At 64.5% G+C, this 25,715-nt stretch carries 24 protein-coding genes and 1 pseudogene; 8 read left to right on the top strand and 17 right to left on the bottom strand.

The features are described 5' to 3' along the window. Window positions 1-222 precede the first annotated feature (222 nt). Window positions 223-1,170, bottom strand: coding sequence for an RluA family pseudouridine synthase (locus J2S96_RS14775; RefSeq protein ID WP_306865035.1), 948 nt, complete (start codon window positions 1,168-1,170; stop codon window positions 223-225). Window positions 1,171-1,229: 59 nt separating this feature from the next. Next, window positions 1,230-2,885, bottom strand: a complete 1,656-nt coding sequence (locus J2S96_RS14770) for an alkaline phosphatase family protein (RefSeq protein WP_306865004.1) — start codon at window positions 2,883-2,885, stop codon at window positions 1,230-1,232. Window positions 2,886-3,138: 253 nt separating this feature from the next. Here J2S96_RS14770 and J2S96_RS14765 point away from each other — a divergent pair, with 253 nt between their 5' ends. Together J2S96_RS14765 and J2S96_RS14760 are read left to right on the top strand one after the other, a co-directional pair. Then, window positions 3,139-3,777, top strand: a complete 639-nt coding sequence (locus tag J2S96_RS14765; RefSeq protein ID WP_306865002.1) for an ArsR/SmtB family transcription factor — start codon at window positions 3,139-3,141, stop codon at window positions 3,775-3,777. After that, window positions 3,770-4,462: an SRPBCC domain-containing protein gene (locus tag J2S96_RS14760; protein WP_306864999.1), complete on the top strand. Its 693-nt coding sequence runs from the start codon at window positions 3,770-3,772 to the stop codon at window positions 4,460-4,462. The genes J2S96_RS14765 and J2S96_RS14760 overlap by 8 nt, the downstream gene beginning before the upstream one ends. Before the next feature lie 81 nt (window positions 4,463-4,543). Here J2S96_RS14760 and yczR read toward each other — a convergent pair whose 3' ends face one another. Beyond that, entirely contained in the window at window positions 4,544-6,052 is a 1,509-nt protein-coding gene (gene yczR, locus J2S96_RS14755; protein WP_306864996.1) for a MocR-like transcription factor YczR, read from the bottom strand. Between the two features lie 59 nt (window positions 6,053-6,111). Here yczR and yczE point away from each other — a divergent pair, with 59 nt between their 5' ends. After that, window positions 6,112-6,732: a membrane protein YczE gene (yczE, locus tag J2S96_RS14750; RefSeq protein WP_306864993.1), complete on the top strand. Its 621-nt coding sequence runs from the start codon at window positions 6,112-6,114 to the stop codon at window positions 6,730-6,732. A gap of 57 nt (window positions 6,733-6,789) precedes the next feature. On the opposite strand, the gene J2S96_RS14745 is transcribed toward yczE, so the two are convergent. The 6 genes from J2S96_RS14745 to J2S96_RS14720 form a co-directional block, all read right to left on the bottom strand. Then, window positions 6,790-7,644, bottom strand: coding sequence for an Fpg/Nei family DNA glycosylase (locus J2S96_RS14745; RefSeq protein WP_306864989.1), 855 nt, complete (start codon window positions 7,642-7,644; stop codon window positions 6,790-6,792). Beyond that, entirely contained in the window at window positions 7,637-12,613 is a 4,977-nt protein-coding gene (locus tag J2S96_RS14740; protein ID WP_306864986.1) for an ATP-dependent helicase, read from the bottom strand. Before J2S96_RS14740 ends, J2S96_RS14745 begins: the two co-directional genes overlap by 8 nt. A 135-nt stretch (window positions 12,614-12,748) precedes the next feature. Further along, complete coding sequence (locus J2S96_RS14735; RefSeq protein ID WP_306865032.1) at window positions 12,749-13,303, bottom strand: DUF4232 domain-containing protein; 555 nt, start codon at window positions 13,301-13,303, stop codon at window positions 12,749-12,751. Next, the gene (locus tag J2S96_RS14730; protein WP_306865037.1) at window positions 13,206-13,433 is read right to left on the bottom strand and encodes a hypothetical protein; all 228 of its coding nucleotides are present in this window, start codon (window positions 13,431-13,433) and stop codon (window positions 13,206-13,208) included. Before J2S96_RS14730 ends, J2S96_RS14735 begins: the two co-directional genes overlap by 98 nt. A gap of 83 nt (window positions 13,434-13,516) precedes the next feature. Beyond that, the gene (locus J2S96_RS14725; protein WP_370873125.1) at window positions 13,517-14,245 is read right to left on the bottom strand and encodes a YcnI family copper-binding membrane protein; all 729 of its coding nucleotides are present in this window, start codon (window positions 14,243-14,245) and stop codon (window positions 13,517-13,519) included. An 84-nt stretch (window positions 14,246-14,329) separates the two neighbouring features. Continuing rightward, window positions 14,330-14,953, bottom strand: a complete 624-nt coding sequence (locus J2S96_RS14720) for a hypothetical protein (RefSeq protein WP_306864980.1) — start codon at window positions 14,951-14,953, stop codon at window positions 14,330-14,332. A 430-nt stretch (window positions 14,954-15,383) separates the two neighbouring features. Here J2S96_RS14720 and J2S96_RS14715 point away from each other — a divergent pair, with 430 nt between their 5' ends. Continuing rightward, window positions 15,384-15,773 carry a hypothetical protein gene (locus J2S96_RS14715; RefSeq protein ID WP_306864977.1) on the top strand — a complete coding sequence of 130 codons (390 nt, stop codon included), beginning with the start codon at window positions 15,384-15,386 and terminating at the stop codon, window positions 15,771-15,773. Window positions 15,774-15,818: 45 nt separating this feature from the next. On the opposite strand, the gene J2S96_RS14710 is transcribed toward J2S96_RS14715, so the two are convergent. From J2S96_RS14710 to J2S96_RS14695, 4 genes are all read right to left on the bottom strand, one after another. Further along, the gene (locus tag J2S96_RS14710; RefSeq protein WP_306864974.1) at window positions 15,819-17,033 is read right to left on the bottom strand and encodes a cation:proton antiporter; all 1,215 of its coding nucleotides are present in this window, start codon (window positions 17,031-17,033) and stop codon (window positions 15,819-15,821) included. Window positions 17,034-17,074: 41 nt separating this feature from the next. Further along, window positions 17,075-17,470 (bottom strand): hypothetical protein, encoded by a 396-nt coding sequence (locus tag J2S96_RS14705; protein WP_306864971.1) that lies wholly within the window; start codon window positions 17,468-17,470, stop codon window positions 17,075-17,077. Further along, window positions 17,463-18,035 carry an SRPBCC family protein gene (locus tag J2S96_RS14700; protein WP_306865029.1) on the bottom strand — a complete coding sequence of 191 codons (573 nt, stop codon included), beginning with the start codon at window positions 18,033-18,035 and terminating at the stop codon, window positions 17,463-17,465. The genes J2S96_RS14705 and J2S96_RS14700 overlap by 8 nt, the downstream gene beginning before the upstream one ends. Window positions 18,036-18,127: 92 nt before the next feature. After that, complete coding sequence (locus J2S96_RS14695) at window positions 18,128-19,288, bottom strand: sulfite oxidase (RefSeq protein WP_306864967.1); 1,161 nt, start codon at window positions 19,286-19,288, stop codon at window positions 18,128-18,130. 460 nt (window positions 19,289-19,748) lie between these two features. On the opposite strand from J2S96_RS14695, the gene J2S96_RS14690 reads away from it, so the two are divergent. Both J2S96_RS14690 and J2S96_RS14685 read left to right on the top strand, forming a co-directional pair. Then, a complete protein-coding gene (locus tag J2S96_RS14690) occupies window positions 19,749-20,351 on the top strand; it encodes a DUF1214 domain-containing protein (protein ID WP_306864964.1) in 603 nt (200 codons plus the stop codon). A 1-nt stretch (window position 20,352) separates the two neighbouring features. Further along, on the top strand, window positions 20,353-21,009 hold the full coding sequence (locus J2S96_RS14685; protein ID WP_306864962.1) for a DUF1254 domain-containing protein: 657 nt from the start codon (window positions 20,353-20,355) through the stop codon (window positions 21,007-21,009). Between the two features lie 108 nt (window positions 21,010-21,117). Here J2S96_RS14685 and J2S96_RS14680 read toward each other — a convergent pair whose 3' ends face one another. Then, on the bottom strand, window positions 21,118-21,783 hold the full coding sequence (locus J2S96_RS14680) for a dihydrofolate reductase family protein (protein ID WP_306864960.1): 666 nt from the start codon (window positions 21,781-21,783) through the stop codon (window positions 21,118-21,120). A 128-nt stretch (window positions 21,784-21,911) separates the two neighbouring features. Here J2S96_RS14680 and J2S96_RS14675 point away from each other — a divergent pair, with 128 nt between their 5' ends. After that, entirely contained in the window at window positions 21,912-22,379 is a 468-nt protein-coding gene (locus J2S96_RS14675) for a MarR family winged helix-turn-helix transcriptional regulator (protein WP_306864957.1), read from the top strand. 41 nt (window positions 22,380-22,420) lie between these two features. Here J2S96_RS14675 and J2S96_RS14670 read toward each other — a convergent pair whose 3' ends face one another. Together J2S96_RS14670 and moaA are read right to left on the bottom strand one after the other, a co-directional pair. Further along, on the bottom strand, window positions 22,421-22,699 hold the full coding sequence (locus J2S96_RS14670) for a hypothetical protein (protein WP_306864955.1): 279 nt from the start codon (window positions 22,697-22,699) through the stop codon (window positions 22,421-22,423). A gap of 241 nt (window positions 22,700-22,940) precedes the next feature. Beyond that, window positions 22,941-23,975, bottom strand: a complete 1,035-nt coding sequence (gene moaA, locus J2S96_RS14665) for a GTP 3',8-cyclase MoaA (protein WP_306864954.1) — start codon at window positions 23,973-23,975, stop codon at window positions 22,941-22,943. Window positions 23,976-24,468: 493 nt separating this feature from the next. Between moaA and J2S96_RS14660 the strand changes: the two are divergent. Further along, a pseudogene (locus J2S96_RS14660) lies at window positions 24,469-25,106 on the top strand (NAD-dependent epimerase/dehydratase family protein). A gap of 68 nt (window positions 25,107-25,174) precedes the next feature. Here the strand turns inward: J2S96_RS14660 and J2S96_RS14655 are convergent. Further along, complete coding sequence (locus J2S96_RS14655) at window positions 25,175-25,678, bottom strand: hypothetical protein (RefSeq protein WP_306864952.1); 504 nt, start codon at window positions 25,676-25,678, stop codon at window positions 25,175-25,177. Window positions 25,679-25,715 lie beyond the last annotated feature (37 nt).

Here is a 25,715-nt window from a genome sequence, read left to right as displayed (position 1 = left end):
ACCCTCGGCTGGAAAACACCCGCGCAAGCCCTCGAACAAATACTGGAAGAATCAGCAGCATAAAGGACGCGTTGCAACCACCACTTGAATCCGCCACTGACGCTCTCTCACTTATGTGGGCGTTTGGACCGACCCTCTTGCAGATATGACCTCAAGGCGGACGTGCGCCCCCACTCTTGGTGAGCGAGCGTTGGGGGAGGAGGGGGTATACGTGAGCGAGCGTCAGGCGGGGTGGGCTTCGCTCAACTCGAGGCGGCTCCGGTATTCCACGGCCTGCTTGCTGATGGGGTCAACGAATCGGATGCCTCGGGCCAGTAGCTGCAGCGGCTTGGAGTAGTCATCCGGAGCCTTGTCCAGGAGCTCCGGGTAGAACGAGTCGTTCACGATCCCGAGCCCGAGCGAAGCCATGTGCACGCGGAGTTGGTGGGTCTTGCCGGTGTGCGGTTCGAGGCGGTACAGCGCTCGGCGAGCGTCGCCGCCGTCGTGAGCGCCGCCGTCGAACGTTCTGATCTGCTCAATACGCGTTTCGGCGTTCGGTTCGCCTTCGATGACTTCCGCGAGGAGATAGCTGCGGGATTTGCTCATGCGGTTGCGCACGACGGCGGGGAACTCGACGGCGGGAAAGCCTGCGGCGGGTGCCGCGGCAGAGACGCACTCGTACTCCTTTTGTACCTGCCGCTTTTCGAAGAGCACCTGGTACTTGCCGCGGGTCTCCGGGTTGGTGGAGAGCAGCAGGACGCCGGCGGTCATGCGGTCGAGTCGGTGCATCGGGATGAGGTCCGGAAGGTCCAGCTGGTTCCGGAGCCGGACGAGCGCGGACTCCTGGATGTAGGTCCCGCCCGGGGTGGTGGGCAGGAAGTGGGGCTTGTCGACGACCAGCAGGTGCTCGTCCTGGTGCAGGATGTTGATCTCCACCGGCATCCGGATCTCAGGCGGGAGGGTGCGGTAGTACCAAATGAAAGTGTGTTCTTCGAGGGGCGTGCGGCGGTCGAGGGGAGCGCCGCCTTCGCCGACGATTTCGCCGGCGTCGAACCTGTCCTCGATGCCCTGGGGATCGATATGGCCCCAACGGTGCATCATGTAGTCCATCGCGGTGTCCCAAGGCCCCTCGTCCGGGAGGCGCAGACGGGTGGCGTTGACGCCGTCGCGCACTGGAAGGGGAGATTGCATCACCGGTCTATTCTACCGGGGGCGCCACAAGGGCCGCCCGGCTGGCGCCCGGCTGGGGCTTAGTACGTCGTGCCGCCCGGCAAGATGACGGGTTTGATGGGCTGTTGGTTGAAGTTGAAGTCGTTCACCAAATCGCCGAGCTGGGGGCTGTTCTCACGGACGTCGGGCCGGGGATCGGGCCGTCCGTCGGTGGCCGGGTCGAGGCGTTGGCCGTGGAGGAAGTCATCTTCGATGAATTTGGCGTAGGCGTCGTGGCTGAGGGTCTGGTGGTCGATGTTGCCCTGTTTGGCGTAAGGGCTGATGACGATTCCTGGGACCCGGAGGCCATAGCCGTTTTGGTCGACAGAGGGTGGGGTGACGTGGTCGTAAAAACCGCCCCAGTCATCCCACGAGAGGAAAATGGCGGTGCTGTTCCAGTCCGGGCCCGACATGACGGCATTGACCAAGCCCGTGACATAGGCCTGACCGGTGCTGACCAGTGCCGGGGGGTGTTCGCTGACCGCTCCGGTGGGGTCGATCCAGCTCACTGCCGGCAACGTGCCATTTTTGGCGGCGGTGTAAAAGTTGGTGAGGGACTGGATGTTGCCTAGCTGGCCGTCCTGCTTCACGGTGTCGAAGTAAGGTAGCGGATTCCAGATGCCCGGTGTCTTCGCGTTCTGGGCCACGGGAGCGCAGCTCATGGCGGCGTCGTTTTGGCAGTCGGGTTCGGTGCCGTTGAAGACGTAGTAGGCCCAGGGCACGTTCTGTTTGTGCAGCAAGTAGGTCAGATCCGTCCAGGCGTAGTCCGGGGGAGCGAGCAGTTTCGCCGCGGCCAGCAGTTTTTGTTTGAGCGCTTCGGGAAGGGTTGCTTTGTCGATCGCGGCCTGGCAATTCGCATAGGAATCGGAACCGGCGCAGTTTTGCGCGATGAGGGTATGCAGCTGGGCGGCAAGGTCCGGGGTGATCCCCGCTGCAGCGAGTGCGTCCTGGCACGCCTTGTTCTGCAGGCCGGCCCGGCATTTGCCGATGAGGGTGGACTGGATCGAGGAGGTGAAGTCCGGCGGGCTTCCCGGGTTCTGGAGCGCGTTTACGCAGGATTGCGGATTGCCCGCCTGGCTGCATTTGGCCGACCATTCCGAGACCATGTACAGGTGCGCGGGCAGGCTCCAAGAGGCATTGGGTTCGAACATATGATCCTGCAACGTGAAGTCTTTGGCATACGCCCAGTAGTTCGGCAGGTCGCGCGCGTCGTGGTAGCCCATCACGTCGCTTTGCTTGCCTCCAGCGCAAGCGGGGGCATTCGGCGCGCAGTTGGTGGAGGCTTTCTCGGCTTGGGCGATGAAACCGTCCATTTTTCCGGCGTCGATGTCCGCCGTGGCATTGTTCTGGCTGTGCGGGCCACCGGAGTTCCGGTCGGAAGGGTCGTAGTACGGTTTCACGCACGTGCTGTTGGCCGGATCCGGAACGCACACCGCGGGGGAACCGTTCTGCATCGGTATCCCGTCCGCCCCGGGGAACGTGCCGAAGTAGCTGTCGAACGAGCGGTTCTCCTGCATGATGACGATGACGTGCTGGATCTTCGAGATCCCCGTATCCGCCGCTGATGCGCCGGCCGCCGGCGCCCTGGATGCGGGCGCGCCGGCTGCGGGCGAGCCGGCCATCACCCATGCACGGGGCCAGAAGGCGCCGAAAAAAACCGCGGCGCCCACAAGTGCGATGACGGCGACAATCGACAAGGCGGCGAGGGCGGGGCGCCGTGAAACCCAAGCCCGAATCCGACCTTTGCGACGCCGGTGTGGCCGATCGGCTCCGGACCCGGCGGGCGGACTAGCGAACCTCATCTTGCACCTCACACAGTGATACCCGCAGGCTACTCCTTCGACCGCTGCAGCGGTACCGGCAGGCGAGGCTTGCTCAGAGGGCCCCTCGAACCGTCCGACGAGAAAAAAATTCTTGACAAGAAAAGTTGTCGGTATGCAAAATTGAAGCATGTTGGACATCGAAGTGATCGAGGACCCTGCCGCGGCCGAAGCATCGCTGGACCCGATCCGGACCCGCATTCTGCAGGAGCTGGCAGAGCCCGGCTCGGCCACGCAGTTGTCCGCCAAAGTGGGCCTGCCCAGGCAGAAGGTCAACTACCATCTCAAGGCCCTGGAGCGGCACGGGCTCGTCGAGCTTGTGGAGGAGCGGAAGAAGGGCAACGTTACCGAACGCGTTTTGCGCGCGACTGCGGCGTCGTACCTGATCTCGCCGGTGGCACTTGCATCCGTGGCACCGGACCCCCGACGCTTCTCGGACCGCTTTTCCGCCTTCTGGCTCCTGGCCCTTGCCGCCCGGACGGTCCAGGAGATGGGCAAGCTGATAGCGGGCGCGGCCGCAGCGAAAAAGAAGCTTGCGAGCTTCGCGATCGACGGCGAAATCAGCTTCCGCTCGGCGTCGGACCGCGCCGCTTTTGCCGAGGAGCTCGCTGTCGCGGTGACCCGGCTCGTGGACAAGTACCACGACGGCGGAACTGCTTCGGCCGGAACGGCGGGCGGCGCACGCAAGCACCGGCTCGTCGTCGTACTCCATCCCGCACTCAAGACAAATACGCAGCACTCTCCGGAAAAGGAACAGGACAATGACTGACAACCGTCAATTTGAAATTGTGGCCGACACCGAACTGCCCGGCACTCCTGAACGGGTCTGGCAGGCTGTCACCCAGGACACCTCGGCCTGGATGTTTCCGACCGACCAGTGGCCGGCCGTAAGGACGGTGGATGAATACCCCAGCCACCTCGTGACCCGGATGGATGGACCGGGCGGCTGGTTCAACCAACTGGAGCACGTACTCGAGCCGCTCGACGGCGGCCGGGCCAAACTGCACTATGTCCACAGCGGCATCTTCGCGGACAACTGGGAAGAGCAGTACGACGGCGCCAGTAAGCACACCGAGTTCTACCTGCACACCTTGGGCCAGTATCTTGAGTACTTCGACGGCAAGCCCGTGGTCTTCACGGACATCCAGGGCCCGGCGTCGTCCCAGAAGCCCGACGGTTTCGCGCAGCTGAAGAAGGCGCTCGGCGTGGACGGTGTCGCGCAGGGTTCAACGGTTGAGGTGGACCTCGACGGCGTGGGCCGGCTGAGCGGGGAGGTTGACTTCTCCAACCAGCACTTCCTGGGCTTGCGCACGGCCGATGCGCTGTATCGCTTCTTCGGCCGCAACTCCTTCGGAGCCCCTGTGGGCATGACGGTGCACGATTTCAGCGGGAGCGGTGATTCCGAACTGACTGCCAAGGCCTGGGGTGGGTTCCTGGCGAAGGTGTTCGCCTAAACCCTCGACGCGCAGATGGCCTAGCGACGCTGATATTCCGGTGTCGCCAGGCTATTTGTGCGTCGCCTGGCAAATCGCGCGTCATGCGACGGCGGCAGCTTCCTTGGGCGCCTTCAACGTCTTTCGCAGCTGCGGCGACGCGTCGATTTTGGCTTGGGCGTCGCGCAGGGCCAGCACCGCCGTCTCGAGCCGGGCTGGCGCGAGGGTGTACGGGACGCGTAGGAACTGCTCGAAAGCGCCGCCGACGCCGAAGCGCGGGCCGGCCGCCAACCGCAGGCCGAAGTCCGGGGCGACGACGGTGAGCGCGGTACTCGACGGCGTGGGCAGCCTGCACCAAGCTGTCAGCCCGCCGCGTGGACGTTCCACGTGCCAATCGGGCAGGTGCTCGGCGAGGAGCCCGAGGAGCGCTTCCCGGTTGCGCCGCAGCTTCGCAAGCCTTTCGTCCAGGGGTTCGCCGAAAGCCCTGAGCAGCCGGGCCGCAGCCAATTGCTCGACGACGGGACCGCCCAGATCCATTGTTGTCCGGGTCTGCACAAAGCGGCTGATCAAGTCCTCTTCCGCACGGATCCACCCGGTCCGGAGCCCGGCCCAATGTGACTTGCTGAGCGAGCCGATGGTCACTACCGCAGGACTGAACGCCGCGAGGGGCGATGTGCTGACGCCGTCGAGGTTCAGCTCCCGCAGCGTTTCATCGACCACCAGGACAGTGCCCGTCCCTGCCGCCTCGCGGACCAAGCGGCGCCGCTGGAGGTTGGACATGATCCGCCCGGTGGGGTTGTGGAAGTCCGGCACGAGGTAGGCCATGGCCGGGCGTTGATGCCGCATAGCCGCCACCATGCCGTCGATATCCCAGCCGCCCGCCGTCGGCTCGGCGGCAGGCTCGGCGGCACCGCCCGCCGTCGGCTCGGCGGCAGGCTCGGCGGCTGGCGGCATCGGCACCGGAACCGTGCGGGAGCCCGAAGCGCGGATGGCGTCGAGCGCGTTGGGGTAGCTGGGGTGCTCGACGAGGACCTTCTGTTGCCGCCCGGCAAGGGTCCTCAGGATGATGTTCAGCGCGTGCTGGGCCCCGGAAGTCACCAGTATCTGGGCCGCCGTTGTGGGGATGCCCGCTGCCGTGTAGCGGTCTGCGATGGCTTCCCGGAGGGACGGCAGGCCGACCGCGTCATAGCCAAAACCGGGAAGCAGTGCCGGGAGGTCAATCAATGCATCCGCAAAGGCCCGGTGCACCACCTCGCCCGTAGCAGGCAGGGAAGCGTAGGCGAGGTCAAGGATCCCTTCCGGAACGGCCAGCCCCGGTCCGCTCACGGGAAGTGTCCGGTGTGGAATGCCCGTCCGCCCCCGGCTGCCCTGGCCGCCGCTGAGGAACCCTTGTTCGCGCAGGCTGGCGTAGGCGGCCGTGACGGTGGTCCGGCTGACGCCCAGGGTGACGGCAAGTGCGCGCTCGCTGGGCAGCGCGACATCGAGCGGGATGCGCCCGTCCATCACCAAAAGGCGTACGACGTCGGCCAGCTCGCGATAGGCGGGAGCGGCCCCCGTGTTCCAAGCGCCGAGGAGACGCACCATGGCCGTGGGGTTCAGGGATCCGGGCATAAGACCAGTATTCCAAACTGGCTATGGAAAGCAATGCCAGTTTTCGGGAGCATGATTTCATGATGACCCGCAGAATCACCCAGCTCCTGATCGGCCTCGCAATGTATGGCATCTCGCTGGCCATATTCATCCGGGCCGGCCTTGGCCTGGATCCCTGGGATGTGTTCCACCAAGGCGTCGCCGGGAGGATCGGGTGGAGCATCGGCACGGTCGTTGTGGTGGTCAGCTTCCTGGTCCTGCTCCTCTGGATCCCATTGCGGCAGATGCCCGGCTTCGGAACCCTCGCCAACGCAGTTCTGGTGGGTGTCTTCGCTGACATCGGCCTTGCGCTGATTCCCGCGGTCTCGAACCTGGGTGGCCAGATCGCCATGCTCGCAGGCGCCGTGGTCCTCAACGGCATCGCCTCCGCTTGCTACATCGGCGCACGCCTTGGCCCGGGTGCGCGCGACGGGCTCATGACCGGGCTTGCCCGCCGCACGGGGTGGTCGGTGCGCTTGTCCCGGACTTTGATCGAGGTTGTTGTGCTCGGCATCGGTTGGCTGCTTGGCGGATCCGTTGGTGTGGGAACCGTTGTCTATGCCTTGGCCATTGGGCCGCTTGTGCAGCTCTTGCTGCCGCGGTTCATGGTTCCCGCGAAGGCGTCCCAGGCTGCTTCCGAAGCGGTGCCGGCTGCTCCGTGACGCGGAGTCTTCCTGGCGCTCCCGGAATTCCGGGGGCGCCAGGAATTTTCCGTAGCGTCAGGAAATTTCCGTAGCGTCAGCCGGCGGGCTGGGCTGGCATTTCGGGCAGAAGTAGATGATCCGGTCTTCCAACCCCGAGGCCGGTCCCAGGGCCGCACGGCGAATGGGCGTACCGCAGCGAAGGCACGGCTGGTGCTCGCGGCCGTATACCCAATAGCCAGGGCGGGGAAGCCCCCGGACTCCAGGAAGTCCGGTGCGACGCGTGATCCTCCGTCCCGGTCCTAAGTTGGCTTCGAGCAGGACCTTGGCTTCCGTGAGCATCCCCGCGAGGTCCGGCACGGCTGATACCGGCGCCGCAGGATGCACCCCAGCCAGGAAACAGGCCTCGCAGCGGTAGATATTGCCGATTCCAGCGAGGTTCCGTTGGTCCAACAGTGCGACGCCGATCGGCGTGTCCGGTGCGGTCCTCAACCGACGAACGGCCTCTTCGGCGTCCCAGTCCGGCCCGAGCAGATCCGGGCCGAGGTGCCCTACCACGCGGGACTCGTCCGGGGTCGGGATCACTTCCAGGGTTCCCAAGGAGAACCCGACGACGTCGGCCGTCGCCGTGCGGAGGACGCACCTGGCCGTGTGGCCGGGTTTCCTCCAGCGGCCGCCGGGGGCATAGACCTGCCAGCTTCCTTCCATTTTCAGGTGTGAATGGATGGTCAGGGCGCCTGGGGCAGCCTCCGCCGGTGCAAGCAATCGCATGAGCAGGTGCTTTCCCCGTGGCACCACCTCGGACACGGTCCATCCAGCCAGGTCCAGCGTGGCGAACCTTGGCACGCGGAAGTCCGAGGAGCGCAGCGTCTGTCCAGCAAGGGCCTTGTGCAGTTCCGCGGCAGCCCGCCAGATCGAGTCGCCTTCAGGCACGGATCCTCAAACCCTTCGGCGTGGAGTACGCCCCGGCAGCCGCAAGCGCAGTAGCCACGGGGGTGTCCAAGAGGTCGTGGCCGTTGACCTTTTCCATGATCAATTTGTCCACCGCTCCCCGGCGCACCACGCCGACGAGGGCGGAAGCTGCGGCCGTCAGGACGGCGTCGTCATCGCTAAAGGTGAGCAGGGTCTTTCCTCCGCGTTCGACGTACAAAACCAAGGCGCCGTCGACTATCACCACCAAGGCCCCCGCTTTGCGGCCCGGACGGTGACCCGATCCGGCGTCGACGGCCAACGCGGGCCACGGGAGGGCAGCGCCGTAGGGATTGGCGGGATCCGTTGCTGCAAGCGCCAACGCGACGGGCTCGGCTTTGGCGAGTTGGGCATCTTCCGTGAACGAGCGCAATCGGTCCACGGTCGCCGGCACTGCAAACTGGGCTGCTCCGAGGTGCTCGATGAAGTAGCCGCGGCGGCACCGTCCGGCTTCTTCCAGGCGCGCGAGGACCTTGTACATCAGCCCGAATCCGCCCAGGATGTTCTCAGCCATCACGGAGCCGCGGGTCACGACACCGTACCTGTCGAGGAGGAGTTCGGCGGTGCCACGTGCATGGATCGTGGGGTCGAGCTCAGGAGCTGGCAACGCTGACCAGCGGCCAACCGCAAGCGGGGGAGTGGGAGCCGTTCCGGTGGCCGAGCCGTAGCGTCCGCCCGTGAGTCCTGGCGATCCCATCAAACCCGTGCCTTGCGAACGGCCGAGCCTGCTCATGCGCAGGGACCTGGCCCGAGGCGGCCGGGCGGGCTGCTTGTGCGTCGTGCGGCCGCCCGCAATCATCGCGCGGACGGGGGCGAACGTATCGCCGGTAATGCGGCCGGCCCAGACGAGATCCCATAGGGCGGCCACCACGGCGTCGTCGCTGAGGACAGCATCCATGCCGCCCGCAACGTCCGTGAGTTGCCGGAAGAAATAGGCGCCCCCACCGCCCTGCAGGTAATCCAGAAGGCGGAGCTGGGCGTCACCGGGCTCGAAATCAGGGTCCGGGTTGAGCGTCAGTTCCGCGGCCTCGGCCACATGGAGGCTGATCCACCCGTCGTTCCCGGGCAACGACCCGGCTCCGGACCACAAGACTTCGCCTGCTGCCATGAGCTCGTCCAACATGGCCGGCTGATAGTCGGAGACCCGGCTGGACAGCACCAGCGGCTCCCAGGCCGACGCCGGAACGGGCACTCCGGAGAGTTGATCGACGGCGGTCATGATGCCGTCAAGTCCGCGCAGCGCCGGGGTGCCGCGGGAGCGGCCCGCAGAAGGCACGGACACGTTTTGCCAGGCGGGCAGGAACCGGCCGTACGCAGCAGCATCCACGGGCTCCACTTCGGCGCGCAAAGCGGCCAGCGAACGACGCCGGAGCTTGCGTAGCACCTCGGAATCGCACCACTCGCTACTAAACGGGATTCCGTGGAGCGGTACAGCCGGGGATTCCTCCAGCGCCAAGGGCCCTGTCCCTGGATCGGTCAATGCGGCCGGCGCGCTCGGGTGCGGACGGAACTCGCCCTCCACCACGCGGCCGTCTGCTGCCAAGCGTTTCAGCGCGGTACTCACGACTGCGGCACCGAGCCCCAGCCTCGCGGCGGCTTCTTCGGCCGTGAAGGGCCCGTGGGTCCGTGCGTAACGGGAGACCAGGTCCCCGAGTGGATCGTTGACGGGTTCGATGAAGGCGAGCGGCACTCCCATGGGCAGCGGAACGCCGATGGCATCCCGGAGCCGGGCCGCATCCTCGATGGCCGCGAACCGTTCCACGCCGCTGAGGGTCACAGTGAGGGCGCGATTGGCCTTGCTCAAGGCGGCCAGATGCAATGCCGCCAGCTCCAATGCAGCAGGAGGCGCTCCGGGGGCCGGATGCCCCGCAGGTAGATCGGGCGAGGCTTCGGCTCCTTCGGGCTGCAAACGGGCAGCCACTTCTTCGACGCTCAAGGGGCCAAGCAGGCGCAGCAAGTCCGCCACTCCTTCCATGCCACGGACCTGCCGGTCCGGTGCCAGGCGCTGGAGCTCGAGTTCGGTGGCCTCAATGACCTTCGCGTCCAGGAGTTCGCGTAGTTCCACCCTGCCCAGAAGCTCGTTCAGGAGCGTGGAATCGAGGGCCAGAGCCGCGGCCCTGCGTTCGGCGAGCGGGGAATCGCCTTCGTACAAATATTGGGCGACGTACCCGAAGAGCAGCGACTTCGCGAAGGGTGAGGGCTGCTGCGTGGTGGTCTGCACCAAGCGCACTTCCCGGCGCTCGATCGAGGCGGCAATGTCTTTCAGCGCGGGCAGGTCATAGACGTCCTGCAGGCATTCGCGCACGGTTTCAAGCACGATGGGGAAGGAAGGGTATTTCTTGGCGACATCCAGCAATTGCGCGGAGCGTTGCCGCTGTTGCCAAAGCGGTTGCCTTTTCGCGGGGTTCTGCCGAGGCAGCAAGAGGGCTCTCGCGGCGCACTCGCGGAAGCGGGAGGCGAACAAAGCACTGCCGCCGACCTCCGCCGTCACGATCTGCTCAAGGTCGTCGGGGTCAAAGAGGAACAGCTCAGCCCCGGGAGGCTCGTCCTCCATCATCGGCACCCGCAGCACGATGCCGTCATCGGCGGCCATCGCGGAACCGTCCAAGCCATAGCGCTGTTGGAGCCGCTGCCCGACGGCGAGCGCCCATGGAGCGTGGACCGGCATGCCGAAGGGGCTGTGCAGCACCACGCGCCAGTCGCCGAGCTCGTCATGGAACCGTTCGACCACGAGCGTCCGGTCGCTGGGGACGACTTCCGTGGCCTGCTTCTGTTCGCTCAAATACTGGATCAGGTTTCCGGCGGCGAAGTCGTCCAGCCCGCTGGCCTCGCACCGTTCCAGCGCTGGACCTTGGTCCGAGGCGGAGAGTTCACGCACGAATGCCCCGAGTGCGCGGCCGAGATCCACCGGTCGGCCCAGGGAATCGCCTTTCCAGAAGGGGACTTTTCCCGGCTGGCCGAAGGCAGGCGAAACAAGGACGCGGTCGTGCGTGATGTCTTCGATTTTCCAGCTGGTGGCGCCCAAGGCAAAGACGTCACCTACGCGTGATTCGTAGACCATTTCTTCGTCGAGCTCGCCGACGCGTCGGCCGCCTTTGGCAGCGCGCGACGCCGGACTGGGCTCCTGCGCGGACGTCCGGCCGCTCTGGCCGGAGCCGGACCCCGAACCTTCGACCTCGGTGCCGATGATGTAGACGCCGAAGAGTCCGCGGTCGGGGATGGTTCCGCCAGAGGTCACGGCTAGGCGCTGTGCCCCCGGGCGGCCTTCGATGGTGCCGGCGTTCCGGTCCCATACGATGCGCGGCCGGAGCTCGGCGAATTCGTCCGAGGGATACCGTCCTGCCAGAAGGTCCAAGGTGGCTTCGAAAGCTGAGCGGGGGAGTGTTGCAAAGGGTGCCGAACGGCGGATGGTGGTGAACCATTCCTCGACATCGATGCTTCCCAGTGCGGTGGCGGCGACTGTTTGTTGGGCGAGGATGTCCAAAGGGTTGGCGGGGACGTGGAGGCGTTCAATCTTTCCGCTCAGCATGCGCTCCACGGTGATGGCAGTGTGGACGAGGTCTGCCCGGTGCTTGGGGAAGAGCACGCCTTCGGAAATCTCACCCACCTGGTGGCCGGCGCGGCCCACCCGCTGCAGTCCGCTGGCCACCGAGGGCGGCGACTCGACCTGGATTACCAAGTCCACGGCTCCCATGTCGATGCCGAGTTCCAGTGACGACGTGGCTACGACGCACCGCAGCCGGCCTGACTTGAGGTCGTCCTCGATGAGTGCACGCTGGTCTTTGGACACGGAGCCGTGGTGCGCGCGGGCCAGGACCGGATCGGCGCCGCTCGTGCTTCCGGCCTGGGCCATCATGTGCGCGGGTGTCGCCGTTGAGGTCGGCAGGATCGAGGCCGGACCTCCGGCGTCGGGCAGCCCCGAATCCGCGGCAGCCGAAAACACATCCACCGCCATGAGTTGGCGCTCCGCGTAAATCTCGTTCAGCCGGGCTGTGAGCCGCTCCGCGAGACGCCTGGAGTTGGCAAACACGATGGTGGACTGCTTCGACAACACAAGATCGACGATCTTCTCTTCAACATGCGGCCAAATGGACGCTTGCGGCTGCAGTCCCGAGGCTGGCCCGGAGTCGAAGGCGCCTGCAGCCCCCGCGAGGTCCGACATGTCCTCCACAGGAACGCTGACGGTGAGGTTCCAGTTCTTGCGCGACGGCGGTGCGACGATTTCCACGGGTGCCGAGCCAGCGAGGAACTGCGCAACGAGCTCGCGCGGTTCCACGGTGGCCGAGAGCCCGATCCGTTGGGCGGGTTTCGGTAAGAACGCATCAAGCCGTTCCAAGGACACCGCAAGGTGGGCTCCACGTTTGGTACCCGCCACCGCATGGACCTCATCGACGATCACGGTGTCCACCTCGCTGAGCGTCTCCCGGGCCTTCGAAGTCAGCATGAGGAACAAGGACTCGGGCGTGGTGATGAGGATGTCCGGCGGGTGGCTGAGCAGCGCGCGGCGGTCCGCCGTCGTCGTATCCCCGGAACGAACGCCGACGCTTACCAATGGGGCTGGAAGCCCCAGCCGTTTGGCGGTCTGCGTGATGCCGATCAGCGGTGAGCGAAGGTTCCGCTCGACGTCGACGCCGAGTGCTTTAAGGGGTGAGATATATAGGACGCGGGTCTTGCGCTTGGGAGTTTTGGTGCGGGTGCGGGTGGGGCTGTCCTCAAGCCCTGGGAGGGCGTCCGCGGAAGAGCTAGGGGTCACCGACAGGAGCCGGTCCAACGCCCACAGGAATGCCGCGAGCGTCTTGCCGGAACCGGTGGGTGCCACCACCAAGGCGTGGGATCCGGAAGAAATGGCTTTCCACGCACCGTCCTGGGCCGGGGTGGGCGCGGAGAAAGCACCGAGGAACCATTCGCGCGTGGCGCGGCTGAAGCGGTCCATGGCCGAATTGCCAGGACCGCCGTTCCTCGGACCCTGTCGAGGCTCCTGCTGTTGAGGCTCCTGCTCCTGCATTCCTCCATCATGCCTCACGGCGCTGACACTATAAGGGACAGCAGGGGCCAAACCCCGCCGGCCCTACCCCGCTTGGAAAGCCTGGACGCTCAGCAGGTTGATGTTGGTGTTGCTGCAGGCCGTGCGTTGCTGCGGAATGAACAGCGATGCAGTGTCCTCGGGCGGGTAGACCCGGAAGCCGGCGGCCGGCGTTTGGTTGCATTCGGGGTAGTTCCCGGCCTGGGTGTAGCGGAGTTGGGCGAATCCGGCCTTCCCTGGAGCGAGCACCACTTCCGTCACCGGTTGGGTGTCGTCGCGCGCAGCCGCCGCACCGATCGGATCGCCGGAGGCTCCGGACGTGAGTGAGACGCCCGGGAAACCGTTGAGGACGCAGGGCTGCGAGCCGGAGTTGGTGAGGATGAGTTTCATATAGACGCTACCTGCCGCTCCACCCCCGGTGGAGTCGACAGAAGCTGTCAGCGAGTCCGCTTTGCAGAGAGCGAGGCCGGATGCCGTCGTCCCCGTGTTCGATGGTGCGGCGCTACCGCTCGAAGTTGGTGTACCCGAGGCCGAAGCCGTAGCAGAGCTCGAAGCCGAAGCCGACGGTGACGACGAGGCCGAAGCCGTGCCGCTTGGCACGGCTGTGCCCGAGGGTTGGGCTTGGCTCTGGGAACAGCTGGAGAGCAGGAATATCGAGGCTGCTGCCATCGTGAGCAGGAGACCGTTCTTGACTCGCATATTCGTCATGCGCACAGCATTTCGTCGTCATTTGCCGGAGTCAACTCCGGCGCGGCGGTCACGCCGGATTGGCGTCCGGATCGTAATGTTCCGGACGCCAAACCTGCGGACTCGTTACTTGGACACGGACCCCTTGGTGGTACGGCTGCGGAAGAAGGCCGCTCCACCCAGGACCAGCCCCGCCGCCCCGGCGAGCAGGCCGGCCCAGCTGCGCGCCTGTGAGCCGTCGTCGGTCACGGAAGCTGCTTGCTCCGTGGAGACTGAAGCAGTCATGTGGCCAGCACCTGCGGCCGCATCCGCGGACGTGACGGCCACCGACGGAGCCGGGGCCTTCAGCGAGTGGGTGTCCTGGCCGTCCTTCGGGATTTCAGCCCAGTCTGTCTGCCCTTGCTCGCAGTTCTGGAGGGTGGGGAAGTAGACGGTCTTTCCAGCAGTGTCGGGCAGCTTTACGGACAGGACCAGAGCGTCGCGCAAGTGCGGGTCCAGCGGGGCTTTGGCCGTGTAGACGATCTGGCTGGTGCGCTTGGTGATCGATGTGCCGTCGGCCAGCCTCTTGGGTCCGGGCAGCGTCTGCGTCACCTTTTCGACCGTCCAATTGGGATTCACGGTGGGCGTGGCGTCCGTCAATTCCTCCGGGAGGTTGATGGTCAGCTTGGTGGTGCCCGAAGTGTCGCAGCCGTGCGGGACACCGAAGGTCAGCAATGCGTACGAGTTGGCCGTGGTCTTGTCCGGGTTGACGGAGACGTGCGCGGAAGCGCCTGCCATGCCCGCCATCATCAGGGCGGCGGTGCCGCCGGCGAGTCCGGTAGCGGCGAGGGCACGGCGGAGGGATGACTTGTTAATGGATGTTGCCTTTCAACGGGCGCGCGAAAGCGCGCCAAAATGCGGGGATGTGCCCGTCACCAGTTGAAGGGGTGCCGGGCGGAGTCAGGAGGGTACGACGGCGGCGGGCGGGCCGCGTCTGCTGTCCTGCCTGAGGTTCCGCCGCGGTCGGGGGATGAAAACTGCAGGTTCGCTGAAAGCAACAGCCGAGCTGCCGACGTCGGGCCGGAAGATCAGGCGGAGGAGCTGAAGGAGGGGACGGAGCCACCCCTCGAGCTGCCACAACGCCTGCTCGCCTTTGGCCAGGAGCAACGCCGAAGCGGCGGTGGCCAGGGCGTGCCCGGTCAGCATCAACCAGCCCCAAGGAGTGTCTACCTCGTGAAAATGCACTGTTTCAGCACCCAGTGGCGGTGGAGCGTGCCCGGCGGCCAGATGGTGCGGCGGTGACCCCGGAGCCGGGCCGGTAAGCGGGCCGAATGCCGTGAAGGCTTCGTGAAGGACCAGCTGACCGGCTCCCAGAAGTGCGGCAATGACCGGCAATCCGAGCTTGAACCGGGTGGCAAGAGTTGTGACGAGCCCGGTCAATGCGAGGACGGCCAGCAAGACCGGCGCAACGGGAAGGGCGCCGCCGGAAAGGACGTGGGCGCCTGCCGCGAGGGCAACAATGGCCACTGCAAGAGCTGCCGAACGCAAGGCGTGGAAGGGCGTCCGGGCATGTGATGCGCGCACGGCTTCCTCCCTCGTGGCGTCGTGATGGACCGCATAGCGTCGTGATTGACCGCGGAGTTCCGGCTGGTCAACCCCGTCATTCTACCGATGGTTCGCCGCCGGCCCGCTGTTGGATGGCTCGGGCGGCGGGGTCGCTTATGTGGCCCCCATGGACCGGTTATACTGGTGGTGGTCAGTGACAAGACGTCCATGGGATGTCTTCCAGGTTTCCTGGATAGCTGGCCTTTATCTTGGCCGCCCCCAGGGAAAAAAGTAAGACTTCAACTGCGGCTGGACACGGGCTCGAACCACGAGCATTCACGCTCTTCCAGACGTCGCTGGACAGCCCATAGTGCGTAATCGGCTACTTGAAGTCCCCATGACGATGAAGATTCCCAAACGCACAGGATGATCTTCCGGTCCTGCGCGTTGCAGACTTCACGGAGTGCCAATGCAGGCGCCACGCCAGCTTGTACAGCTCCATCTGCCCCCGGGAGCGGACTGCATCATAGGCATTCGCTTTACAGAGGAAAGTAGTGTCAATGCGAGGTTTCTGCCGGTGGATTGCGGCAAAGACCTCGTTCCGAATGGCATGACGGTCATTTTTCGCGTGGAAGCCCCTAGCCAGTTGCGTTCCTTCGCCTTCCAGCCGTGCGCGGAGCGTCAGTCCATCCCAAAGATGGTGCCCGTGATCTTCTCGGAAGACCGCGGAACCGAATCCGAAGTAGATGCTGGCCGCGGATCCTTTGACGGCTCCGTCGAAGTCCAAGTTGCCAGTCTCATCTACATACATGAACACATCAGCCATCAGAACTCACTTCCGCGCCACCAATACCGTTAGCTTGATCTTCCCCCTGGCATAGCATCGACCTGAGAATACCGGATGTCACGCCGCTGGCTCGGGGGAACCGGTCGCCGTCGCCGGACCACCTTGCGACGGCTTGCCTGCCGAGTCCTTGGACTCGGGTGCGGCTTCCGAAAAGCTGCGTGCCGCCCGCGAACCGGCGATGGTGCTTGCCCCGATGCTGATGAGGGCGCCGAGGATCATGGCGGCGGCTTCTCCCGGTTCCAGCAAGTGCAATTGGGAGCCGATGGTGGCGGCCGCCACCGGTACTCCCAATTGGGACGACGCCAGTATTGCCAGTGGGAGGGGCTGGCCGAGGGCCCGCAGGCTTCCATGGACCAGCAGCGTTCCAAAGCCAAGGCAGATCCCGAGGAGGATCATTCTCGGGCTGCCCGCGAGGGTCCGCAGGTCAAGAGAAGCACCCAGCCATACGAAGAACACAGGCCCCAGGAACCCGTCGCTTACGGCGAAGAGTTGATGCGCCAGGCGACGGGGCTCACCCACCGCGGAGACCACCAGTCCGAAGGAGAATCCAGCCAGCATGATGGAGACGTGGCCCAGGACCGCGAGCCCCGAAAGCGCGAAGAGCAACGCCAGTTGGATCCGCAGCTCCAGGGCGAACTTCCGGTCCTCGGACATCTCATGCAACCGCCCGCGGTTGCCGCTGTTCTCCAGCCACCGAAGAAGGAAGAACAAGACCAATGCGCACGCCGCGACGACGGCCGCCCCCAAAGCTGCCCGGCCGGCGTTAGGCGGGTCAACGGCCAAGGGAAGCGCCACAATGCAAGCGATGTCAGCGATCGCCACTTGCGCCGTCGTCGTCAGGACCTTCGGCCCGGTCAGCCGAAGCGAGTCGACGATAGGCAACACCAGCGCTGCGGAGGAGGAAGCGAGCAGAACGATGTAGAGCGGAGCGTGTCCGGTACCGAAGGCAAAAGCGATGACAACGCCGACGACGGCGGCCAGCACCGCGGCGATGCCGGCGCGAAGCGCCCCGCTGCCCAGGGCGGGCCGGATGGCTTTGTCCCGCACGGGGACATGCGTCCCGGCGACGAACATGATGAGGGCGAAACCGACGTCGGCCACAAACGTGAATGTGGGATCCGAAGAGTCCACCAGGCCCAGACCCGTGCGTCCGATGACGATACCCGCCAGCAACTGTCCCAGCACAACGGGAAGGTGCCATTTCCGGGGCAACGCGAGCAACGGTCCGAGGAGCGCGACCGTGGCGATCAGCGAAAGCTGAAAGAACGACACGCGTTCCTCCTTCTACCGGCGTTGCGGTTGGTTAGCGGTGATTACCGGGGCGCATCAGCCAGTTTGAGCGGAATGTCGGTGTTTTCGTTCGTGTAGTAGCTCGCGCACACCCGGTGGTAGCCATCGGCAACTTGGGCTGGAATGCCTCGGGCAAGGTCACCTTTGACGATCAGGATGGGCGAGAGCTTCTTGCCCTCCTTGATTTTCTTCAGGTCCGAGGCCACGTGGGCGTTGTCCTTCGGTAACAGCACTAGCCGGGCTGCCCGGAGAATGTCCTTGGCCTTGCGGTGCTGGACGGGTGCGTCCTTGAGTGCCGCAACCACGGAGGCAACGACGTCGTCGGATTCCAACAAGGATAAGTAGTCAGCCGCGTTCGGATAGTCCTGGTCTTCGGGCTGCGCCAACCAGCGGACTTCGTCGTTGTTGTCATCAGGCATGCGTTGTGCTCCTTGGCCAGCGGTATCGCCTTGCAAAAGTAGGCGGCGCCGGACGGGGGACCTTGGAGAGGTCCGTGCCGGGACGCCGTCGTCGTAATTCAAGGGCGAGACTCTCGTGACCGCGGGCCATCGCCCAATGGTGATTCGCGGTAAATACGGGCTTGAGCAGCCAGCTTAGCCGCCGGAGCAGCGGTTTCGATGCGCTGACTCGCCAATCGAAAGTGACCACCGTTTCCGGGCCTTCCTGTTCGAAAGTCCAGCGTCCGGTACCGTTCAGGTCCCCCTTCGCCGTGATTGCGAAACCTTCCTCCGTGATCGGTTCGGTGACCGTCAACCTCCAGCGCAAGGTGTACGGCAGCCAGCCTTTGGCGTGCAGGGAGAAGGATTTCCCCGTACCGTCCGGGTTTCCCGGATCCAGCGGAACAACCCTCAGATACACCGAAGGCCACCAGCGCGGCAACGTTCCGGCGTCGCCCAGGATGTCGATGACTTCGCGCGGGGTTCCCGCGACGCGCCAGATGGTGAGGACTTCGTAGTCGGCGTTGCTCTTGGAAGTGCCGCCCATTGCTGCCTCCACGGCGCGGATGGATTGTGGACTCACAGTACTCATGCGGTTGAACGCGGTCAACGGCCAGGCTGCGGCGTGACCTCGGGGTGTTATTCCCTCACGATCACATTCAGCCGTTGGATGTCGTTGTTTCCCATGCCTTGATAGTTCCAGTCCGGTGTCTCTGGCTGGGTCCGCCCGGTGGAATCCGTCGCGCGGCATGCCAACTCGTGGGAACCGGGCGTTGCGATCCATGTGAACGTCCATCCGCGCCACGCATACCGTCCGGTGGGAACCTGAAGTTGAGCCTGCTCCCAGACCCCGTCCACGCAGACTTCCACGGTGTCCACGGTTCCATTCCCGGACCAGGCCCTGCCGCTCAGCTGTACCGGTCCCGCGTCGACGGTGCGTTGCCGCGTGAAGAAATCCGGAATGCCAGGGGGAACCATGAGTGAGCGGACTTTGATCCGCTGGACAGGTTCGCCTGGATCGTCTGCGTCTTTGGCGTAACGGTAGGAGCCGAGCTGCTGGTAACCGTCGAAGCTGTGGTCTATTGCCTCGATGGATCGCAGCCATTTGACGCTCGTCATCCCGTACCAGCCCGGGACGAGCAGGCGGACAGGGTAGCCGTGCTGCGGTGGAAGGGCTTGGCCGTTGACCTCATAGGCGAGCAGGACGTCGTCGGACATCGCTTCCGCTGGCGTCAGGCTCCGCGCGTACTGCTGCTCCACGCCGCCCTGGATCCCGCGGTCCGCGCCCGTGAAGACGAGTTCGACGGCCTCCGGTGACACCCCGGCGTCGCGCAGCATCGGAGCGAGCGGGGTGCCGGTCCACTCGGCGGTGCCCACTCCGCCCTGGTCCCATGGTTGGCTCACAGGCCGCGGCTCCAGCCGCGAGCGGCCGTTGCCGGCGCACTCCATTGTGACGGCCAGAGTGCGGCGCTCGCGGTGGTGGAGGTCAGGCAGGGTGTACTCGTGCGGATGGTCCACGAGGCCGCCGATATTGAGCCTCCACGAGACGGGATCGAGGTGGGGAACGTCGAAATGGACCAGGAGATAGTGCATGCCCAGCGGTGTGACGGGCCATCGGAGCATTTCCAAGGGCATGGCATGGTTGCGAGAAGCCAGTTGGAGTTCTTCGCGGGTGATGGGACCGGTTGTTGGAGTGGCCGGCGCGGTTGGTTGTGGCTCTGCGGTTGGTTGTGGCTTTGCAGCGGGGGCCGGGGTGGCAACAGCGGCGCCTTCCGCTGTGCGGCGGGTGCTGACGCTCATGCTCCCAGTATGGGCGCCCTGGGCGGTGGTGTCACTGCCCGTCGCCCCTGGCGACGAGGTGCGCTTGCGATGGGCGCCCGGGGGCGTCGCGGCGTCCGCCGTCGGGCGGTTGGGAAAGTATCCTTCATTGAGTCGGTCTTTAGGCCTCGCGCCTGGACCGAGCCAGATGAAACTGAGACAAATGAAAGAGGAGTGTCTCCATGAAGTTCCGAGCCCCCCGACTCGACGTGAGTGGGGTTCTCCTTGTTTGGGCTCTGATTTTCGGGCTCTGGCAGCCTTTTGTTTGGTGGCGGGGGATTGTCGCGGCTGTATGTTTGACTATTGCGCTGTGGGGCTTTGTTGGGTGGTACCGGCGTCGTCCTACCCAAGGGCGTTAGCGCAGTTAATTCCGGACGGCTCGCGGTTATCTGTTTTTGAAGAAGTCGACGAAAGCCATTTAGTGCGGTGGTAGCTTGCCGTTATGGCAAATGCCCTCGCGTGGTTCTCACAGTCCGGTGTCGTGCAAGGAATAATCCTCGGTGCCGTGCTGGCGTTCTTGACGGCGATCCTCATGATGAATGCCGTGGGCAACGCGATCACCACCACCGTCAACGGTTGGAGTGCCATCCGCAAATGCGGGCAGCCTGGCAATGGAGTCCTCGTACGGGCCGCCTGCGCCAAAGCCCTTCCCGTGGTCAATGTGTTTGAAGAGGCCGCGTACTGGACCACCACCGTGGATAGTTCGGGGAAGGCTCTGAGCGGCGCGCATGGGTACGTCATGCATTTTCCTGCCGGGAAACTCCCGCCTCATGAAGCCTTCTGGTCGCTCATTCCGACCGATACCGTCGGGTACATGGTGGACAACCCCACTCGTCGCTACAGTGTTGGTGACCGTACACCCCTCGCGCAGAATGCCGACGGCTCAGTGGATATCCATCTCCAACATCAGGCTCCGAGTGGGCGCGAGCAGAATTGGCTGCCCATTCCTTCCGGGAAGTTCAAGCTGATGTTCCGCGTGTATCTGCCGGGTGCGGAAATTCTCGACGGCACGTACCAATTGCCGCCGGTAGTCAGGGGGCAGTGAAATGAACCGCCTCATTTTGAAGTACGGACGTCCCCTATCTGCCGTCATACTGGTGGTCTTCGCCTGGGTCATCTACCGGCGTGTCGCCAACGGGGACGGGATCATTCCGCTCGTCATAGCGGCCGTCGTCGTATGGGCGCTGGGCGCGCCCGCTTTCATTTACCTCTGGCCGCGACTCACGGTCAACGGGTTCAAGCGGGCGATTATCAAGGAAGGGGGGTTCGGTGAGGGTCCCATCCCGGTCAACACGCTGTACGCCACGCCGGGCACCTCTTCACCGTCGACGTCGCGCGGGAGCCTTATGGCAACAGGCGCCGACGACTTGCTGTACGTCGGCGGCTGGCTCGACTTGGGCAACGGGCCGCAAGTCCTCCATGTACCGGATATGGCCGGGCGTTACTTCAGTGTCCAGTTCACCGACCCGTCGAAAAGTACAAATTTTGCCTACGTCGGGACGCGCACGACCGGGACCCACGCCGGCGCCTATGTCCTCAGTGGGCCCGGCTGGAAGGGAACCGTACCAATCGGCATGGCACAGATTTCTTCGCCAACCCGATCCGCGCTTGTCATTGGCCGCGTCTTCGTCGAAAGCGACAGCGATCTTCCGGCCGCTTACGCGCTGGCGAAGCAAATTCAACTCACGCCGCTGAAAGAGTAGCGGTCGACGGGACCACGCCAGGAGGAAATCAGAATGTCTGCAACGCTCAAGCTGTCGCACCGAAGCATCGGGATGGAAGTCCGTCGCGGCAGCCAGCCCGCGGGCTGGTTATCGACGGAAGGTGACGTGGATGATGCCGCTTTCGGCGGTTTCTGACGTAACGGTGTAGTTGCTTTCCAGACCCCGGAGATCGTCCCAAAGCCGTATTCCGTTGCCGGTTCCATTACCAGTTCCGCTACCAAGCAGGATCGGTGTGATTGCGACATGCAACTGATCGACGAGTCCGGCCTTGAGGTAGTCGCGCACCACGGTGGGCCCCCCTCCGATGCGCACGTCCTTTTCACCGGCCGCGCTGAGCGCCCGTTCAAGCACCTCTTCAGGGCTGGCATTGACGAAGTGGAAGGTCGTACCGCCGGTCATCGTGATGTCAGGGCGGGGCGTGTGGGTCAGGACGAACACCGGGACGCGGAAGGGAGGCTCGTCGCCCCACCAGCCCTTCCACTCGGGATCATCGGGAAAGTTATGGAACCCGAACATGCCGGCACCCATGATTTCCGCTCCGACCCCTTCGAAGTAGGCCGCTGCGTATTTGTCGTCGACGCCGGACGTTCCTTCGCCACTCGTGTCATGCAGGACCCGCTCACGGAATGTGCGGGTGGACGTGTAGGCATCAACCAGGCGGCCCCAGTCCGACCCGAACGGATTCTCCGGCGTTGCGTCCGTCGTCGTAGCGAAACCATCCAGCGAGATATTCAGGTCAACTCGAACAGCCATGGTGAAAGGTCTCCTCGGATCAGTGTTTGCATTATGCAATCACCATACTGGTGCTGTTTTTCGCTCGCAGCAGCATCCAGTTGGCAAATGCTCGTGTTCAAAATCCCCTCGCGGCTACAATAAGTCATATGCCGGACATTGAGCGTTGGCCCACCGGAAGGTTGCTGTCGACAGCGGCGCGGCTGGTGGAACACGCTTGGGATGAGAATCTCCGGGCGATCGGTCTCACCCACGCCGGTGTTATTGCGCTGGAGGTCCTTTCAGCCACTGGACCCATCACCCAGACCACACTGGCGCAGATCGTCCGTGTGCAGGCCCAGACCATGGGGCAGACCCTCACCCGGCTCGAGGCGCACGGCCACGTAAGCCGCCGTCGAAGTTCCGAGGACCGCAGGATATACGTCGTTTCGCTGACCGACGCCGGCAGGGAAGCCCTTGAACGGGCAGTGGAATCGGAACAACAGGTTCTCGCCCAGGTATCCATAGACACGTCGATGTTCAGGCAGGAATTGAAAATAGTCGTGCGCGAGCTGGCAGGCGGACAAGAACCAGCGGGAGACGGCGCCGCTGTCGCCTCCGCGGCAGGGGAAGACTAGTCCCGGAGCCAACGGGAAACGGTCAGACGGCCTGGAAACGGTCAGACGGCCTGCTCGCCGAGGAGACCGGGATCGTCCTGGGAATCCTCGACAGAATCCTCGACGGTGGGCAGTTCAACGCGCGCAGCGCCCTCACCCCGCGCAGCCAACTCGTCCAAGACCGCGCCGTACCAATAGTTAACCCCGAACCCGGGATCTCCCACGTCGAGCAGCCTGAAGAGCGCGTCAGCCAAAAAGTTGAGCTCGGCGACGGACAACTTCGCAAGCCCGTCGACTGGGTCCAGTTCGCCCTCCAAGCATGAGGCAAGCAGCGCGTTCACAGGGCGGCTCCAAACTGGAGGCCAGCCACGCAAGAAAAGCGGGAACAGAAGGGGGTCCGGCGGGTCATGGGGGTGCTCCAGGGAAAAGTGTTCCGAGGGCCGCTGCATAACCCACCTTGATAGTATCGATGCTTCGAGGCGCCCGGCAAGCGTCGTTGGAAACACAGCGTGAACACTCAAGGGCGCTCCAGTCATCCCCGTGACGACAGCACGCCGGCCCACCAGGGCTAGTCGGGCTGCGCTACCCGCCTATGTACGACATCTCGATCTTGTGGGCACCGTCTCGGGGAGTGCGGGCGCCGCGCAGTTCCGAGTAGCGGTCGGTGCGGCCGCCCCAGAGGGCGGACAACGCCGTCGAAAGCTCGACGTCGGACGCGCCGCCCCTTAAGAGCGCCCTAAGGTCCGTGCCGGCCGTGGCGAAGAGGCACGTGAACAGCTTCCCGTCGGCGGAGAGCCGGGCCCGCGTGCAGCCGCGGCAAAAAGCTTGCGTGACGCTGGAAATGACTCCGATTTCGCCGCCGCCATCCGCGTAGCGCCAACGATCCGAAGTTTCGCCGGGGTAGTTCGGCGCCACGGGTTCCAGCGGGAACACCGAGCCGATGCGGGCCAGGATCTCGGCGGAGGGCACTACCTCATCCATTTTCCAGCCGTTGGACGCGCCCACGTCCATGTACTCGATGAACCGCAGAATAAACCCGGAACCCTTGAAGTGCCTCGCCATGGGGAGAATGTCCTGCTCGTTCGTCCCGCGCTTGACCACCATGTTGATCTTCACTGGCCCGAGCCCGGCGGCCTGGGCAACGTCCACGGCGTGAAGGACCTTCGCCACGGGATAGCCGACGTCGTTCATGGCCTGGAAGGTTTCCTCCCGGAGGGAGTCCAGCGAGACCGTCACTCGGTTCAGACCCGCATCCTTGAGGGCCTGCGCCTTCTGAGCCAGGACCGAGCCGTTCGTGGTCATGGCGAGGTCCGGCGCCAGCCCGTCGGGAGTGCGCAAACGGGCCAGCATCCGGACCAGTTCTTCGATGTCTTTCCGCAGCAGGGGTTCCCCGCCCGTCAGCCGGATCTTCCGCACCCCGTGCCCGACGGCGATCGATGCCAGCTTGGTGATTTCCTCAAAGGTCAGCAGCTGGTCCCGTGGCATGAAGACGAAGTCCCTGCCGAAGATCTCCTTGGGCATGCAGTAGACGCACCGGAAATTGCACCTGTCCGTGACGGAAATCCGCAGGTCCCGCAAGGGCCGGTGGAAAGTGTCGGTGATGGAAGTGGCGTCCATGCAGCGCCCTCTCAGCGCGGTAGTAGTATCAAGCGCTTGTGCCTCTCCCAGCGTATGCCCGGTGCCGAGCGCCGACAATGGAGGCGTTTGCGGGGTCGACACATGAGGGCGGCGCCTTCCTGACCTTCTTTGGTTTCGGAAAGCGTTTACGCCACGGCGAGTCGCGTCATTTCGGCGTGATTATGCGCCAAACAAGGTCAGGACGGACATGCGGCACGCTGTCGGGCGTCCCTGCCACCGCACCCTGAGCGGCCAAGGATCACGCCGAAGCCCCCCGTCGAGGATTGATGGAATGACGCGTGCACTCCTGGACAGAGCCCGCCGTCGGCAGGTCGGGTTGTCCTAGGACTGAAAGGGCCACGCGCCGGGCGCGGCATGCGGTCTAGGTTGGGCTTGGTGATGGCTGGTCCGATCAGGGCGGCCAAGTTCCCACGCGGCGGGCTTCGGGGCTTTGCGTGGGTGGGGCATTCGAACAACGTTGAGCGGAGTATTGATGAAAATTGCAGTGACTGGTGGTAGCGGCAAGCTGGGCCGACATGTCGTTCGGACGCTTGCGGAGGACGGGCACTGGGTGCGGCCCGCCGGGCCGGGATCAAGAAGATAGTGTATGCCTCAAGTGAGACTGTGCTGGGCACGCCGTTCGACGTCGATCCGCCCTATATCCCGGTTGACGAGGAGTATGCGGCCAGGCCACAAACCACGTACTCGCTCGTGAAACATCTGGAGGAACAGATGGCCATCGAGTTGACGCGCTGGGACCCGGAGCTGAGCATCGTCGGGCTGCGGCTCTCAAACGTCATGGACCCGGAAGACTACGAAGCTTTTCCCTCCTTCGACTCCGACGCCATGCTGCGCAAGTGGAACCTCTGGGGCTACATCGACGGCCGGGACGGCGCGCAGGCCGTGCTCCGTGCACTGGAGAACGGCAAGCCGGGGTTCGAAGCATTCATCATCGCGAACGCGGACACGGTTATGGGCCGGTCCAGTGCCAGCCTCGCGGCCGAGGTTTACCCCGACGTGAAGGTGGTCAAGGACCTGGGTGAACATGAAACCATGCTTTCCATCGACAAGGCCCGGCGACTGCTTGGTTTCGAACCCAAACACACCTGGCGTACCAGCCACTCGTCGTGAGTGATCCGCGGAGAGGGACTGAGGCTACGGGCGGATAATCGGTGCCTGTTCTGCAGGCACCGAAACGCCTATTGCAGCAGAGTCTCGATCTCGGGACCGTTCAAGCCCGACGCGAGCGCGAGTTCCTCGTGCTCCACCCCCGAACCGACAGCCTGGTGCACGGCATGGTCCAGTGCAGCACGCGCTGCCTCCAATTGCAGCTGCAGCGTCTGGACCCTGGCTGATGCCGTCAACACCGCACCCAAAAGGTCACTGATCTCGGCAAAAACCCGCAAGCCGCACCCGCAAGTCCACTCCGGCCATTCGGGTTCCACCGATATCCAGGTCTGTGGCGGCGTTCCACCTGCGAGGCAAAGCGCCATGGCACTCCCACAGTGAAACGGCCTGTCGATCCCCGGCGCTCCGGCAGTGTGCCCGTGACCATCGTGTCCATGAATGACGTATTCCTGATTGTCGATAGGGTCAGGCTCTTCGGCCACCAGCGCAACAGCCTGATCGGCTGTAGCCGATTGAGGGACGGCATTCGATGAGCGCAGGTCGCCGCTGCCCGGGCTTTCCAATACCGCCGTCATAAGAATCTCCCTGGATAGTACATGCAGCAAGTAGCTT

This window comes from Arthrobacter bambusae (assembly GCF_030812595.1).
Lineage (GTDB): Bacteria > Actinomycetota > Actinomycetes > Actinomycetales > Micrococcaceae > Arthrobacter > Arthrobacter bambusae_B.
Note: the sequence above shows the minus strand (reverse complement) of the source record. Positions and strands in the feature narration are given on the sequence as shown.